This is a genomic window from Citrobacter sp. A316 (assembly GCF_002042945.1).
Classification (GTDB): domain Bacteria; phylum Pseudomonadota; class Gammaproteobacteria; order Enterobacterales; family Enterobacteriaceae; genus Citrobacter; species Citrobacter portucalensis.
On record NZ_MVFZ01000004.1, the window covers coordinates 176,213 to 192,310 of the forward strand.

Below are 16,098 nucleotides of genomic sequence, written 5' to 3' on the forward strand. Positions count from 1 at the left end.
ACATTACGACAGTAAGCGCCCTATTTGCCCAACTCGACCTGGTCGCTGTAATGTAAAAAACGCGTAATGGCATTGGAGATATGTTTTTGCCGGTGATGCACGCGCCAGAGAGTACGGACTAAACGCGGCAGCGGTACGGGAACTTCGCTCAACGTTCCCGCCTGCAACTGCTCCGCAATGACCCGACGCGACAAGCAGCTGATCCCGAGACCATGGCGCACCGCATGCTTAATGGCCTCTGAATTACCCAACTCCATTGCCATTTGAAATCTCGGCAGATGAGACAGCAGCAGGTAATCCACCAGTTCGCGCGTACCCGATCCTCGCTCACGCAGGATCCACGGCGAAGCAGCTAGCTGTTCCAGCGTCACAGGCCCCTTTGTGAGCGGTGACGACGGTGCGGCAAACACCACCAGCTCGTCTTCCAGCCACGGTTCAGAGATGATTTCAGTACTGTGACACGGCCCTTCGATCAGTCCTATATCAACCCTAAAATCTAGCACCGCATTAATCACATCCTGACTGTTACCCACGCTCAACTCGAGCGGCAAATCAGGAAAATCCTGCCGATAGCGGGCGATCATAGCCGGCAAAATGTAGTTGCCAATGGTGCTACTGGCATAAACCCGGATAGCGCCATTATCTTCGCGAAAAAGCTGTTCGATTTCGGTCGTTTGCTCAAGTAATGCCAGCGCGCGTGGGTAAAGCAAACGCCCGTGCTCGTTGACCACCAGTCGTTTACCAACACGGTCAAACAGTTGCACGCCGAGTTGCCCTTCCAGATCGGTAAGTGCCGCACTCACCGCCGATTGCGACAATGCCAGCATGACAGACGCCTGGGTCGTTGAACCGCTTTTTAGTACCTCAGCAAACACTTCAAGTTGTCGCAGGGTGATATGCATAGTCGTTTTCCACCGGATAACCGTCACTTATACCCTAAATAATTCGAGTTGCAGGAAGGCGGCAAGAGAGAGCATCCCCGGGAACGTACTTAAGTACGTGACTGGGGTGAACGAGCGCAGCCAACGCACATGCAACTTGAAGTATGACGGGTATACCACTTATATAGATTAATTATAAATATATAATCAATTTTATTTTTAAACCACTTCGCCGTACTCTTTTACCCAGATAAAGGAGAAGGATATGACAGAACTCACCTTGCAGACTCATCGTCGTACAGCGTGGCATTTTATTCCGGGGCTTGCCCTGAGTGCAGTTATCACTGGGGTCGCCTTATGGGGTGGATCTATTCCCGCCGTCGCAGGTGCCGGGTTCAGCGCCCTCACCTTAGCAATCTTGTTGGGGATGGTCCTCGGCAACACCGTCTATCCGCACATCTGGAAAAGCTGTGACGGCGGCGTGCTGTTTGCTAAACAACATTTATTACGTCTGGGGATCATCCTCTACGGCTTCCGCCTCACCTTCGCGCAAATTGCTGACGTCGGCGTCAGCGGTATCGTGATTGATGTGTTAACGCTGAGCAGTACCTTTATGATTGCCTGCTTCCTGGGGCAGAAAGTGTTTGGTCTGGACCGCCACACCAGTTGGCTGATTGGTGCGGGGAGCAGCATTTGTGGTGCCGCCGCCGTGTTGGCAACCGAGCCGGTAGTGAAAGCGGAAGCCAGTAAGGTAACCGTCGCTGTCGCCACTGTGGTTATCTTCGGTACCATCGCTATCTTCCTGTATCCGGCGATGTATCCGCTGCTAGCACACTGGTTTAGCCCAGAAACCTACGGCATTTACATTGGTTCCACCATGCATGAAGTGGCACAGGTAGTGGCTGCCGGGCACGCCATTAACCCGGATGCGGAAAACGCCGCAGTTATTGCCAAAATGCTGCGTGTCATGATGCTGGCACCGTTCCTCATCCTCCTGGCCGCACGCGTTAAACAGTTGTCTCCGGCTACGGGCGGTGAGAAAAGCAAAATCACTATTCCATGGTTTGCCATCCTGTTCATTGTGGTCGCGATTTTTAACTCGTTCCACCTGCTGCCGCAGTCGGTTGTGAACATGTTGGTAACGCTGGACACCATTTTGCTGGCAATGGCAATGGCTGCACTGGGGCTAACTACTCACGTTAGCGCACTGAAAAAAGCCGGTGCCAAACCGTTACTGATGGCCCTGCTGCTGTTTGTCTGGTTGATTGTCGGTGGTGCTGCGATTAACGTCGCTGTCCACGCCCTGATGGCATAAACGATCACGACTCACCTCCATTAACCCGCTATACTCTCCCTTTTTGTATTTGAGTATGGCGGGTTAAATTTATGAAATATATCGGAGCGCACGTAAGCGCCGCTGGCGGTCTGGCTAACGCCGCTATTCGAGCAGCGGAAATCGAAGCGACCGCATTCGCCCTGTTCACCAAGAATCAGCGCCAGTGGCGTGCCGCGCCGCTGACCACCGAAATCATTGATGATTTCAAATCTGCCTGTGAGAAGTACCACTACACCTCTGCACAAATTCTGCCTCACGATAGTTACCTGATTAACCTCGGTCACCCGGTCAGCGATGCGCTGGAAAAATCGCGTGATGCGTTTCTTGATGAAATGCAACGCTGTGAACTGCTGGGCTTATCCCTGCTGAACTTTCACCCCGGCAGCCATTTGATGCAGATCCCGGAAGATGAATGTCTGGCGCGCATTGCCGAATCCATCAACATCGTCCTCGCTCAGACCCAGGGCGTTACGGCAGTTATCGAAAATACCGCCGGACAGGGTAGCAATTTGGGATTCAAGTTTGAGCACCTGGCCGCCATAATCGACGGCGTCGAAGATAAGTCCCGTGTCGGCGTCTGTATTGATACCTGCCACGCTTTCGCGGCGGGTTACGATTTGCGTTCCGCAGAAGAGTGCGCAAAGACGTTTGCGGAATTTGAACGTATTGTCGGTTTCAAGTATCTACGCGGTATGCACCTGAACGACGCCAAGAGCGCGTTTGGCAGTCGCGTTGACCGTCATCACAGCTTAGGTGAAGGCAATATTGGTCACGAGGCATTCCGCTGGATCATGCAGGACAATCGTTTTGACGGTATTCCAATGGTGCTGGAAACCATTAATCCGGATATCTGGGCCGAAGAGATTGCCTGGCTGAAAGCCCAGCAAACAGAAAAAGCGGTGGCCTAATCATGAACGACAGGGAAAAGCAGATCCTTAAGATCCTGCGCCGCAATCCGTTGATTCAACAGAATGAAATCGCCGATATTTTGCAGATCAGTCGTTCACGCGTCGCTGCGCATATCATGGATTTAATGCGTAAAGGCATGATCAAAGGGAAAGGTTATATCCTTACCGAACAAGATTATTGCGTGGTTGTTGGGGCCATCAATATGGATATTCGTGGTGTTGCTGACATCAACTATCCTCAGGCTGCCTCTAATCCTGGCAGCATTCAATGCTCAGCAGGTGGTGTAGGACGTAACATCGCCCACAACCTGGCGCTGCTGGGTCGCGACGTACATTTAATTTCCGCTGTTGGCAGCGACTTCTATGGCGAAACATTGCTGGAACAAACGCGTCAGGCTGGTGTTAACGTTTCCAGCTGCATACGCCTGCATGGACATAACACCTCGACCTATCTGTCGATCGCTAATCAGCAGGAAGAGACCGTACTTGCAATTAACGATACCCATATCCTGCAACAATTGACGCCACAGCTGCTGAACGGTTCGCGGGATTTGATCCGCCATTCCGGTGTCGTACTGGCAGATTGTAATTTGACCGCCGAAGCCATTGAGTGGGTCTTTACTATTGCTGATGACATTCCGGTGTTTATAGACACCGTTTCAGAGTTCAAAGCGGCAAAAGTGAAAACCTGGTTTACGCGTATTCATACGCTAAAACCAACGCAGAAAGAGCTATCAATTTTATGGGGTCAACCTATTCATTCTGATGCGGATCGCGTACTGGCCGTCAATAGCCTCCATCAGCAGGGGGTAAAACGAATCTTTGTCTGCCTGGAAGATGAGTCCGTGTTTTGCAGTGAAAAGGACGGAGAACAGTTTTTACTGACGCCTCCTGAGCATGCGACGGTAGACAGTTTTGGCGCTGATGACGCATTTATGGCAGGATTATTGTACAGCTTTCTGGAAGGGAGTGAGTTTCGTGAAAGCGCTCATTTTGCCATGGCCTGCGCGGCATTATCGCGGGCCAGCATCAGCATCAACAACCCCACTCTTTCAGCAGATAACGCCCTGTATTTGCTACAAACAGCTTAATTGTAATGCCGGATAGCGCTACGCTTATCCGGCCTACAAACTGTACTTTATGCCAGACCGATAAAGAAACCGGCTATGGTGGCACTCATCAGGTTTGACAGCGTTGCTGCTGCCAGCGCACGCATTCCAAGTTGGGCGATTTCCGGGGCTCGCTGTGGTGCTATCGCCGAAAATGCCCCGACGACAACGCCAATTGAGCCAAAGTTAGCAAACCCACACAGCGCAAACGAGATAATCGCAATGGTCTTCACATCCAGCGTCCCACCCGTTTGCAGATACGGCGAGAAGTTGAGATAAGCGACAAACTCGTTGATTGCCAGTTTCTGACCAATCAGGCTACCTGCCAGCGTCGCATCGCTCCAGTCAACGCCCATCAGCCAGGCCAGCGGTGCAAGTAGACAGCCGAAGATCCCTTCCAGAGTAGCGTGACCATAACCAAACCAGCCGCCAACCCCACCGATAATACCGTTAATCAGTGCGATAATGGCGACAAAAGCCATCACTACCGTCGCCACGCCTGCGGCAATTTTCAGCCCGGTCATCGCCCCACTCGCCGCTGCTTCGATGATGCTTTTTGGCGGCGTTTCGGTAAACGACAAGTTCTCAAAGGTTACCTGCGTCTCTTCCGTTGCCGGACTCAGCAGACGGGCAAACAGGATACCGCCAGGGATCGCCATTAAGGAAGCCGCCAGCAGGTAATCAATGGGTACGCCAAGGCCAGCGTAACCAATCATTGTTGAACCCGCAATGGAGGCCATTCCACTACAAATTGCGGTAAACAGCTCATTACGATTGAGGCGGTCCATAAAGGGTTTGACGATCGCAGGGATCTCATTTTGCCCGAGGAAAATGGTAGTGACAGCCACGAAGGACTCGATCTTACTGATGTTCAGCGCCTTCTGGAAAATACCACCGAGAACGCGGATGAGTCCTCCCATCACGCCGATGTAATACAACAGGCTTACCAGTGCGGTAATAAAAATAATGGCGGGAAGTACTCGAAAGGCAAACACAAAACCGGCGCCATTAAAAACCTTATCCATTTCAGGCCCCGCCAGTGAGCCGAAAATAAAGGCGCTACCGGCATCACTGTAAGTCATAACTTTATGAACCCCCAGCGCCGCCTGCTCGGCTAGCCATTTACCTGGCGGAAAATAGAGCATCACACCGCCAATGGCAATCTGCAGGATCAATGCCGCCCCTACAGTACGCAGATTGATACGCTTTTTATTTACTGACAACAGAAATGCAATTATCAGTAATACTCCCATCCCCAGAACACTTCTCATTATGTCCATAATGATCTTCCCGACATGCCAGGTGTGAACTCGTTACGGGCGACCACTCACTGCCCATCAGGTGTTAACCGGCCTGTACCGCGACTGAACAGGCCGGTTCTAGTGTCAGAGATACTTGCGCACACACTCTTCAACTAAATCCCAGAACCAGGCGGTATCAATGGTGATCCCAACCTTCGCATTCGCCGGTTTTCCCAACACTCCCAGCTCATCGCAGACGGTACGTCCATAGCATGGACCGCTGTTGATATCGACTTCGACGTACATGTCCTGTGTTTTGATCCCCTGAGGATTAATCAAATAGCCGATACAGGTTGCGTCATGCACCGGGCCTCCGGCCAGACCATAGTTTTCATATTGCGTTTTCAGGGTAAAGTTCATAATGTCGCTGAATAATTGCCCTGCTGGCCCCCCCGCCTTTTCCATCCGGGCAATAACATCAGCGGTACAAACGGTTTGATTGGTGAGATCAAGTCCCATCATCACTAATGGCACACCGGAGGTGAAGACAACACGGGCAGCCTCCGGGTCAGCAAAGATATTAAACTCGGCGGAAGGCGTAAAATTACCGGTTCCGTACGCACCGCCCATCAGTACGATCTCACGAATTTTCGGTAAAATAGCAGGCTGCATACGCATCGCCACGGCAATATTACTCAATGGCCCGACCGGCACCAATGTAATATCGCCATCGCTAGCCATGAGTGTATCTATTATATACTGCACTGCATTAGTGCCTTCTGCTTCACGGATCAGCGGTTCAAACACCGGGCCATCCAGACCAGATTCGCCATGAATATTATCTGCGACAATCTGCTTACGCATAATAGGTTGTGGCATACCAGCATAAACCGGAACATTAATATTAAGTTTCTGGCATACATTTAATCCATTCACTAATGTCTTATCCAGTGTCTGGTTGCCAGCAACAATAGTAATGCCCAGTAATTCAATCGCAGGATGTCTTGCTGCCATCATCATTGCAATAGCATCATCGTGTCCGGGGTCGCAATCCAGAATAATTTTTCTTCTTTCCATTTCTTATTTCCTCTGTTCGCTGGTAGGGTATTTTCGTCTTATCAAAGAAACCAAAAGCATGACGATGCTAGAATCATAGCGACAGAAAACGTATGCTGAATATGAGAAATCTCATACCGGGAAACCATTGTGAAAGAAATCCAAAATGATGCTCTCAGGCAGCAACTCATTGACCAAAAAGGCTATACAGAATGCTTCTCTGTTGATGTGTCATGTGATACCCGGTTGTTCCATGTTGCAGCCGGAGACTACATTGTGCGGGAGGGAAACCAGCCGTCATATCTGTTCTATCTGGCTCGTGGGCGCGCCAAGCTATATGCCACATTACCTAACGGCAGGGTGTCATTGATTGACTTCTTCGGTGCCCCTTGTTTTATTGGTGAGATTGAATTAGTTGACGCCGACCATGAACCTCGTGCCGTTCAGGCCATTGAAGAGTGTTGGTGTCTGGTACTACCCATGAAACAATATCGTCCGCTACTACTAAATGATGCCATTTTTCTGCGTCAGCTTTGTGTCTCGTTAAGTCGTAAAAATTATCGTAATATTGTCTCACTAACACAGAACCAATCATTCCCTTTGGTTAACCGTCTGGCCGCATTTATTTTATTGACGCAGCATGATAATCTGTACCAGGAAAAACATACACAGGTAGCTGAATATATGGGTGTAACCTATCGCCATTTATTATATGTCATTGCACAATTTACGCACGAAGGCCTGTTATTAAAACAAAAAAATGGTTATACAATTAATGATAAAAAGAAAATGACCGCGCTGGCGCTTGAGATGGATCCAGAGAATAATTTTACTGATCTCATTCATTAATAAAAGCGCGCCAGTTTTTGCTGACGCGCGTTTATTTTACACCAGTCCGATAAAGAAACCGGCTATGGTGGCACTCATCAGGTTTGACAGCGTTGCAGCTGCCAGCGCCCGCATTCCAAGCTGCGCGATTTCCGGGGCACGCTGTGGTGCTATCGCCGAAAATGCCCCGACGACAACGCCGATTGAGCCAAAGTTAGCAAACCCACACAGCGCAAACGAGATAATCGCAATGGTCTTCACATCCAGCGTCCCACCCGATTGCAGATACGGCGAGAAGTTGAGATAAGCGACAAACTCGTTGATTGCCAGTTTCTGTCCGATCAGGCTACCTGCCAGCGTCGCATCGCTCCAGTCAACGCCCATAATCCACGCCAGCGGGGCTAAGACATAGCCAAATATCCCTTCCAGAGTGGCGTGACCAAAACCAAACCAACCGCCGATCCCGCCGATAATGCCGTTAATCAGTGCGATAATGGCGACAAATGCCATCACTACCGTCGCCACGCCTGCGGCAATTTTCAGCCCGGTCATCGCCCCACTCGCCGCTGCTTCAATGATGCTTTTCGGCGGCGTTTCAGTAAATGACAGGTTTTCGAAGGTGACACGAGATTCTTCTGTTGCCGGACTCAGCATACGCGCGAACAAAATACCGCCAGGGATCGCCATCAACGATGCAGCCAGCAAATAGTCAATCGGAACGCCCATTCCGGCGTAACCAATCATCATTGAGCCTGCAATCGAAGCCATCCCGCTACAAATAGCGGTAAACAGCTCATTGCGATTCAGCCGGTCAATAAACGGTTTGACGATCGCCGGGATCTCGTTTTGCCCGAGGAAAATTGTCGTTACGGCGACAAATGACTCGATCTTGCTGATGTTCAGCGCTTTCTGGAAAATACCGCCGAGGATGCGGATCAACAGCCCCATCACGCCAATGTAGTAGAGCAGACTGATTAGCGCAGTCACAAAAATGATGGCCGGGAGCACCCGAAAGGCGAAGATAAACCCGGCTCCGTCAAACAGCACATCCATTTTTGGCCCGACCAGGGAGCCAAAGATAAATGCGCTTCCCGCGTCACTATAGGACATCACCTTGTGGACACCGAGCGCTGCCTGTTCCACCAGCCATTTCCCCGGCGGAAAATACAGCATAATGCCGCCAATTGCGATTTGCAGTACCAGCGCAGCTCCGACTGTGCGCAGACTAATACGTTTTTTATTTACTGACAGCAGAAACGCGATGGCCAGTAATACCACCATACCCACAACACTTCTCATTATATCCATAATGAAATTCCCTTCATGCCAGGAAACCCGGCGTTATCGCCAGGCTTTGGTAGGTTTGATATTCGCGGGCGACCGCATTCTGCCCGGAAAATTCTGTCAGGCGAGGCGCTGATATTCCTTCGCAATTTCGCAGGCCAGCACCGCGTTGTTGAACACCAGCTGAATATTTGATTTCAGGCTGTCACCACCGGTTAGCTCCGCAACTCGCGCCAGCAGGAACGGCGTACTCTCTTTGCCCACAATCCCCTGCTCTTCCGCTTCTTTTACCGCCCGATCGATTGCCGCGTTAATTTTCTCCTCTGCCATCGCAAACTGTTCCGGGATTGGGTTTGCAACAACCAGACCGCCGTCGAGACCCGTTTGCCATTTCACCGCCATGGCTCGGGCAATCTCTTTTGCGCTGTCCAGACGGATACTGACCTCAAACGGACTGGTGCGGCAGAAAAATGCCGGCAGCGCCTTGGTTTGATATCCAATTAATGGCACGCCAAAAGTTTCTAAATATTCGGTCGTTAAACCGAGATCAAGAATAGATTTTGCGCCAGCACAAATTACCGTGACATTGGTATGTGCCAGTTCTTGCAGATCCGCAGAAATATCAAAGGTATGTTGGGCTCCACGATGAACGCCACCAATTCCTCCCGTTGCAAATACTTTAATTCCAGCCAGTGCGGCAATAATCATGGTTGAGGCAACAGTCGTTGCACCATTTTTCCCTGCCGCAACCACAAACGGCAAATCACGACGACTGACTTTAGTAACGCTATGACCTTCTCGCCCAAGCAACTCAATTTCATCTTTACTTAAACCAACTTTCATTACCCCGCCAATAATGGCAATGGTCGCAGGAACTGCTCCGTACTTACGAATAGTTTCTTCTACTTCAATCGCTGTCTGGGCATTCTGCGGAAATGGCATACCATGGGAAATAATGGTTGATTCAAGAGCAACAATTGGTTTTTTACTGTTTAATGCTTCCTGTACTTCTGGAGATATTTGTAATAATTCAGAGGAAAGAGTTAATTCAGACATTCTGTGTTCTCCACTATTGAGCTAACATTCGCAACAGACAAATCAGGGTTATTGGTATATTCACTGGCTAATGCCATTGATGAACAACCCTGAGCAAATCGAACCGAATCAATAAAGGGCATACCGTCTAGCCAGCAGGAAGCCAGTCCAGCCATCATCGCATCGCCAGCCCCGGTAACATTAATGACGTGAGTTTTAATCGGCGGAGACCAACCACTATTCCCCGTAATATCACTGTAATAAACGCCGTCCCCCCCCATGCTGAGCACCAGCCGATTTAAGCCGCGATCGTGAAACCACGCGGCAACTTTGCCAACGTCATCACGCCCGGAAAGCGCAATGCCACTCAGCGTTTCGGCTTCAAGGCGGTTTGGTTTGAGGGTGTGGATTTGTCCCAGACGCTCACGAATTTTGACGCACTTCCATGCCGACACCGGGTCAACAAACACCGGAACATCCCCGGCATTTTCCAGCACCCATGCCATGGACTCTTCGCTGATATTGCAATCGGCGACAATCACTTTCGCCTGCCGAATAAAATCATGATGCTGCGATAAAAATACTGCTGAAATATGTTCGGTAATGCTCATATCATTAATAGCTACCAGCATTTCACCGGTGTTATCAAGCAGCGATAAATAACTTGATGTATTCTCTCCGGGAACGATAAGACACTTATCAACATGTACTCCGGATTGATTGGTTTGCGCCAATAACGATTGACCATAAAAATCATTACCCACTGCCGTTAGCAGCCAGGAATTTTTACCCAATAGTGCGAGATTATGTGCAATGTTACGCCCAACGCCTCCTGGGGTGAATTTAATCTTTCCCGGATTCGAATCCGCATAATTTAGTGAAGCATGCGAACACCCGGCAACATCCATATTGGCCGAGCCAATAGTTACTATGTATTCCTTTTCACGCATAGCACGTCCCCTGGCAATTAGCTTGCCACAAATGAGTTCGTTAAAAATAACCAACGTCACACATCAGGTTATTAGAGCAAATGTTCACAATCAAACATGTGTTTATAGTAAGCGTGTTTTTGACAAAGTAAATCCATCTGCAAGCTCTAAAGTCGATAGATATGAACAGAATCACAATTTTTTATAGATACAGTTTGTCAGGGAGAGGGAAAGTGAGAGGTAGTACACAAATTAAGCAGGACAAAAAGTATCACTCCGGCATAACCGGAGGTTTTTCAGATGCGACTGGTGAACAGCCGCATGTCAGGTAAGTGAAACCAGATCCTCTGGCATATGGTTGTACAAAATCCGCCAGAAATGCTCAGCCGTTTTATTCAAGCGGGTATCCATTCGGTAAATATAGGCCTGAATAGGCACCATCAACTCCGGCGTGTCCAGACAAACCAGGCGCTTATCGCGCAATTCGTTCACTATCGTCCACGCTGGCAGCCAGGCGATACCATGACCATCCAATGCCATATTCTTCAATAGCTCACTCATCGAAGACATAAACAGCGTACGTGCCGAAATACCGCCCACCTCCGCCAGATGACGGTTAACCAATCTTCCCATGTAGGATGTGCTGGTATAGTTCAGAATCGGCACCTGCGGCTGATAGATGTCAAACAACGCCTTACCCCGTGCATCCGCAGCACAGACGGGATACAGTTCAGACTCAAAAACCTTCAAACCGCAGAAAGGTGACTGCATTAAGTCTTCATCGCGAAAGGAGATAATAAAATCACTTTTCCCCTCGCGCAGCGTATTTACCGCCTGGACTACGTCAATCGCTTCAACGTGGTAAACAAACTCCTCGCCCCATGCCGACATTGAATGTACCAATCTGGGCAACATCGTCAGCGACAGAGAATGCGCTGCCGCTATTTTGATATTGGGAACGCCAAGCAGGTTGTGACCACTTAGCTCATCCAAATTGCATTCCAGCTGTTGCAGCAGGCTACGGGTTTGCGAATGGAACAACTTACCCTCCTCTGTCAGCTGCAGTGGACTCGTCGTACGGTCAAACAGCAGCACCCCAACGGCGGATTCGAGCGCCTTGATCCGCCGGCTAAATGCCGGTTGGGATAGGTTGCGCTCCTCTGCGGCCTGGGAAAAATGACGGCACGCTTCCAGCGTCAGAAAGTCATATAACCATTTTGTCTCGATATTTTTCATACCTGTCACGCGGATGTTTAAATATGTCGATTAGTCCTAAGCATCATGCCTGAATATTCCCGGAGATGATATTCAACATCAGTATCTGGCGATTCGTTTTTTGCATAACACCTTCGTTTTTGACATTAACATGTTTCGTTACTCATCGACCACGACCGCTCATCCGCCGTGGAATGTCGGGCCTCTGGCTGATTACCGGCCTGCTGAGATGGCAAAAGAAATCACACTCATGCGTTTTTTGCATTGAACCAAACATTATTGCATTTCTCCTCACGACACTCTGCTGTTAAACATAAGCACCAGATAGACACCAGCTCTGAATATTAAATATCGGTAAATAGAGGTATATATCGTGAAAGGTTTAATTGGCGTACTTGGTGGTATGGGGCCTGCTGCAACAGTCGATCTTTTTAATAAATTCGTCACCTTTACTGCAGCGCAACGCGATCAGGAACATATCCCATTAATTATTTCATCCATCCCCGATATTCCAGACCGAACTGATGCATTAATGCATCATGGCCATTCCCCACTTCCGGCAATGCGTGATTATATGCATAAACTGGAAGATGCTGGTGCGGAGTGTATTGTGATCCCCTGTAATACCGCCCACTTTTGGTTTAATGAATTAAAAGAATGCTGTCATACAGAGTTACTCAGTATCGTTGAAACAACCATGAATGAGGTCAAAAACTGCGGAAAGTCGCGTATCGGTTTACTTGCTACCAACGCCACTCTTTACATGGGACTCTACCAAAAAGGTATCGAATCTCTTGGCTTAACCTGCATCAGCCCTGATTCATCCGGTCAGGAAAAGGTCATGGAAAGTATTTATTGCTTAAAAGCCGGCGATCTTAAGCGGGCGCAAACGCTGATGAATGAACAGGCTGAAATGCTCTTCTCACGCGGCGCAAAAATCATTGTACTGGGATGTACCGAAGTCCCCGTCATTCTTGCCGACGCAGTCAGAAAGTCTCCAGATAAATATATTGACTCAACCGGCTCATTAGTTCGCGCCGGTATTAAATGGTACGAAAAGCGAGTTGGCAAACATCATCTTCTGGCGCAATAACAGCCGTCACCAGATTAATAAAGCATTAAACAAACACTTATTTTAATAACAAATTATTCTCTGGCGGAGGCCATTATGGTTTGGTTAGAAATTATCGTCGTGTTGGGTGCAATATTTTTTGGTATCCGCCTCGGCGGAATAGGTATCGGTTTATGCGGTGGTCTGGGGCTGGCTATTTTAACGTTGGGATTTGATCTACAAATTGGCTCGCCACCCGTTGACGTCATTCTCATTATTATGACAGTTGTCGTGGCAGCATCGGCGCTACAAGCCGCCGGAGGTATGGATTATCTGGTACGCGTTGCCGGTAATTTTATGCGACGTAATCCTAAATATATCAATATTATTGCACCGATTATCACCTGGTCGATGACCATTATGGCTGGAACAGGGTTCATCGTATTTTCTACCCTGCCGGTGATTGCCGAAGTCGCCAAAGAGTCCGGTATCCGCCCTTCCCGTACGCTCGCCGGCTCCGTGGTCGCCTCCCAGGTGGCGATATCCGGTTCGCCGATCAGCGCCGCAATGGCGGCAATGCTGACCATTATGGAAGGCAACGGTGTTACCTTTATCCAGGTCATGGCGGTATGTCTGCCAGCTTCGTTTGTCGCCGCGATGGTCGCTGCTTTTATCGCCTCACGTCAGGGATGCGAGCTTCAGGACGATGAAGTCTATCTGGAACGCCTGCAAAAAGGATTAGTGCGTAAATATGAAGGGCAAAACAGCACCACGCCGGGTGCCAAACTCTCAGTCGCCCTGTTCATGCTGGCAACCGTCGTCATCGTTATTCTTGCCGCCTGCCCGCAGCTACGCCCTGGATTCGATGCAGGCAACCCAATGAATACCCGGGATATCATCATTATCTGTATGCTGGCTGCTGCTTGCCTGATGGTGGTGTTATGCAAAACATCAACCGATGCTATTGTCCTGACATCCACATTTCGATCAGGGATGAGTTCACTGGCGGTCATTCTCGGGATTGTTACATTGGGAACGACCTTCATTGATGCCCACTTAGCGGAGATTAAGGACATCGCAGGCGATATTCTACGGGCTTATCCCATGCTGTTGGCTCTGGTGCTGTTTGGTACCTGCGCGCTTCTCTACTCGCAAGGCGCCACCACGCCGCTGATTATCCCTCTGGCCGTTGCACTCGGCGTGCCTACATGGGCAATTCTGGCCTCCTATGTGGCGGTAACCGGGGTGTTTGTTCTACCAACATACCCGACTTCGCTGGCGGCAATGGAGTTCGACACCACAGGGACAACGCGCGTGGGCAAGTATGTCTTAAACCATCCGTTTATGCTGCCAGGACTGGGTGGGATCATTGCTGGCGTTGCCTTTGGTTTTATCATCGCGCCAATGATTGCCTGATCCGTTTTATTAAGGTTGGATGGATTATTGCGGCGATGCAGCAACGGTTTAGGTAAATGCATAAAAAAGGGGCAGAGAATTCTCTGCCCCTGGTATCGACGTTAAATCAGGCCGCCTTTGCCACAACCTCAGCTTCCGGGCGCTTCAGCACCGCGTAGGAGAGACCAGCTACCAGCGTACCGGCAATAATTGCCAACAGGTATCCCAACACCGGCGTGATTGCGCCTGGGATTAACAGGACAAACAGCCCGCCGTGTGGCGCCATCAGCTTCGCACCCACCGCCATCGAGATAGCCCCGGTAATCGCGCCGCCAACAATACAGCAAGGCAGAACGCGCATTGGGTCACGGGCAGCGAACGGGATTGCCCCTTCGGTGATAAAGCACAGGCCCAGTACCAGGGCAGCTTTGCCGCCTTCCTGCTGCGCTTTGTCGAACTTACGACGCGCAACCAGCGTTGCCAGACCCAGAGCCAGCGGAGGTACCATACCCGCAGCCATGATGGCCGCCATCGGTGCATAAGTTTGCGTACTCAGCAGACCCACACCGAAAGCATACGCCGCCTTGTTAACCGGGCCACCCATGTCGGTACACATCATGCCGCCAAGAATCGCTCCAAGCAGCACCGCATTCGCCGTACCCATGGTTTGCAGCCAGTGGGTCAGACCTTCCAGAATGCCCGCCACCGGTTTGCCGATCAGGTAAATCATGGCCAGACCAACCACCAGGCTTGAGAACAGCGGAATGATCAGGATCGGTTTCAGCGCTTCCATACTCTGCGGGAGTTTCAGCTTCGTGCTGATAAGCTTCGCCACATAACCGGCAAGGAAACCAGCAATAATCCCGCCAATAAAGCCGGAACCGGTGCTCACCGCCAGCATACCGCCGATAAGACCCGGCGTCAGACCCGGACGGTCAGCGATGGAAAACGCGATATAACCTGCCAGTACCGGCACCATCAGCGCGAAGGCTGAACCACCGCCAATCTGCATCAGCGCCGCCGCCAGCGTACCCTGCTCTTTAAACGCTTCGATACCAAAAGCGAACGAGAGTGCAATACACAGACCGCCAGCAACCACCATCGGCAGCATGTAAGAGACGCCCGTCAGCAGGTGACGATATGCCCCCGCGCTCTCTTTCTTACTTTCGGTTGCTGAAGTCTGCGCTTTACCGGTTGGCTGGTACGGTGTTGCTTCTTCCAGCGCTTTGTCCAGCTCCTGCTTGGTTTTCTTCAACGCAAGACCCGTAGAGGTGCGGTACATCGGTTTGCCGGCAAACTTCGCCAGATCAACTTCGATGTCAGCGGCCACAATCACCAGATCAGCCTGAGCCACTTCTTCCGGCGTAATGGCATTGCCTGCGCCAACAGAACCTCGGGTTTCAACCTTCACCCACCAGCCACGTTTTTTCGCTTCTGTTTCAATCGCTTCAGCGGCCATAAACGTATGAGCAACACCGGTCGGACACGCCGTCACCGCCACCACGCGTTTTGGACCACTGCTGGCCACAGGTGCTGTTGCAACCGGGGCGCTGTAGGGTTTTGCATGGCCTTTCGCTTCGCTGAGGAAGAGTTCAGGGTGCGCAACCGCACGGCCAATGTCGCCCAGCCAGACTTTTTTGCCGTTCAGCGAACTGTCGGCAGGAAGCGTATCGCCCAGAACAATTGCCAGTTCGGCATCATTCGGATTATCAATAATTTCCAGATGTGCTTTCTGTGCCGCCGCTCCAAGCAGGGTTTTCGCCATGTAAGCGCGAGCCTGGCCGAGATTAGCGTCAATAATCAGCAGCGTTTTCATTATGCCTCTCCTGC

Annotated in this window: 14 protein-coding genes; 6 read left to right on the forward strand and 8 right to left on the reverse strand. The window is 50.3% G+C overall.

Annotated features, from left to right (window positions below; all coding sequences use genetic code 11):
• Positions 1-20: 20 nt before the first annotated feature.
• Positions 21-902 carry a DNA-binding transcriptional regulator YeiE gene (gene yieE, locus BZK41_RS06830; protein WP_079937633.1) on the reverse strand — a complete coding sequence of 294 codons (882 nt, stop codon included), beginning with the start codon at positions 900-902 and terminating at the stop codon, positions 21-23.
• Between the two features lie 244 nt (positions 903-1,146).
• Between yieE and BZK41_RS06835 the strand changes: the two genes are divergently transcribed.
• From BZK41_RS06835 to BZK41_RS06845, 3 genes are all read left to right on the forward strand, one after another.
• On the forward strand, positions 1,147-2,196 hold the full coding sequence (locus BZK41_RS06835; protein ID WP_043016967.1) for a YeiH family protein: 1,050 nt from the start codon (positions 1,147-1,149) through the stop codon (positions 2,194-2,196).
• Between the two features lie 71 nt (positions 2,197-2,267).
• Positions 2,268-3,125: a deoxyribonuclease IV gene (gene nfo / locus BZK41_RS06840; protein WP_079937634.1), complete on the forward strand. Its 858-nt coding sequence runs from the start codon at positions 2,268-2,270 to the stop codon at positions 3,123-3,125.
• A 2-nt stretch (positions 3,126-3,127) separates the two neighbouring features.
• Complete coding sequence (locus tag BZK41_RS06845) at positions 3,128-4,216, forward strand: sugar kinase (protein WP_079937635.1); 1,089 nt, start codon at positions 3,128-3,130, stop codon at positions 4,214-4,216.
• A 47-nt stretch (positions 4,217-4,263) separates the two neighbouring features.
• Here BZK41_RS06845 and BZK41_RS06850 read toward each other — a convergent pair whose 3' ends face one another.
• Positions 4,264-5,514 (reverse strand): NupC/NupG family nucleoside CNT transporter, encoded by a 1,251-nt coding sequence (locus BZK41_RS06850; RefSeq protein WP_079937636.1) that lies wholly within the window; start codon positions 5,512-5,514, stop codon positions 4,264-4,266.
• A gap of 105 nt (positions 5,515-5,619) precedes the next feature.
• Positions 5,620-6,552 carry a ribosylpyrimidine nucleosidase gene (gene rihB / locus BZK41_RS06855; RefSeq protein WP_079937637.1) on the reverse strand — a complete coding sequence of 311 codons (933 nt, stop codon included), beginning with the start codon at positions 6,550-6,552 and terminating at the stop codon, positions 5,620-5,622.
• A gap of 129 nt (positions 6,553-6,681) precedes the next feature.
• Here rihB and BZK41_RS06860 point away from each other — a divergent pair, with 129 nt between their 5' ends.
• Positions 6,682-7,380, forward strand: a complete 699-nt coding sequence (locus BZK41_RS06860; protein ID WP_079937638.1) for a transcriptional regulator YeiL — start codon at positions 6,682-6,684, stop codon at positions 7,378-7,380.
• Between the two features lie 36 nt (positions 7,381-7,416).
• On the opposite strand, the gene BZK41_RS06865 is transcribed toward BZK41_RS06860, so the two are convergent.
• The 4 genes from BZK41_RS06865 to hypT all read right to left on the reverse strand — a co-directional run bounded on the left by BZK41_RS06865 (position 7,417) and on the right by hypT (position 11,843).
• Positions 7,417-8,667, reverse strand: coding sequence for a NupC/NupG family nucleoside CNT transporter (locus tag BZK41_RS06865; RefSeq protein WP_079937639.1), 1,251 nt, complete (start codon positions 8,665-8,667; stop codon positions 7,417-7,419).
• Positions 8,668-8,763: 96 nt separating this feature from the next.
• Entirely contained in the window at positions 8,764-9,699 is a 936-nt protein-coding gene (locus tag BZK41_RS06870) for a pseudouridine-5'-phosphate glycosidase (RefSeq protein WP_079937640.1), read from the reverse strand.
• The gene (locus BZK41_RS06875) at positions 9,687-10,628 is read right to left on the reverse strand and encodes a pseudouridine kinase (RefSeq protein WP_079937641.1); all 942 of its coding nucleotides are present in this window, start codon (positions 10,626-10,628) and stop codon (positions 9,687-9,689) included. The genes BZK41_RS06870 and BZK41_RS06875 overlap by 13 nt, the downstream gene beginning before the upstream one ends.
• A 303-nt stretch (positions 10,629-10,931) precedes the next feature.
• Entirely contained in the window at positions 10,932-11,843 is a 912-nt protein-coding gene (gene hypT / locus BZK41_RS06880; protein WP_079937642.1) for a hypochlorite stress DNA-binding transcriptional regulator HypT, read from the reverse strand.
• A gap of 352 nt (positions 11,844-12,195) precedes the next feature.
• On the opposite strand from hypT, the gene BZK41_RS06885 reads away from it, so the two are divergent.
• Together BZK41_RS06885 and BZK41_RS06890 are read left to right on the forward strand one after the other, a co-directional pair.
• Complete coding sequence (locus BZK41_RS06885; RefSeq protein ID WP_079937643.1) at positions 12,196-12,915, forward strand: amino acid racemase; 720 nt, start codon at positions 12,196-12,198, stop codon at positions 12,913-12,915.
• A gap of 75 nt (positions 12,916-12,990) precedes the next feature.
• A complete protein-coding gene (locus tag BZK41_RS06890; protein ID WP_079937644.1) occupies positions 12,991-14,289 on the forward strand; it encodes an anaerobic C4-dicarboxylate transporter in 1,299 nt (432 codons plus the stop codon).
• Positions 14,290-14,395: 106 nt separating this feature from the next.
• On the opposite strand, the gene fruA is transcribed toward BZK41_RS06890, so the two are convergent.
• Positions 14,396-16,084 carry a PTS fructose transporter subunit IIBC gene (gene fruA / locus BZK41_RS06895; RefSeq protein WP_048215908.1) on the reverse strand — a complete coding sequence of 563 codons (1,689 nt, stop codon included), beginning with the start codon at positions 16,082-16,084 and terminating at the stop codon, positions 14,396-14,398.
• Between the last annotated feature and the right edge of the window lie 14 nt (positions 16,085-16,098).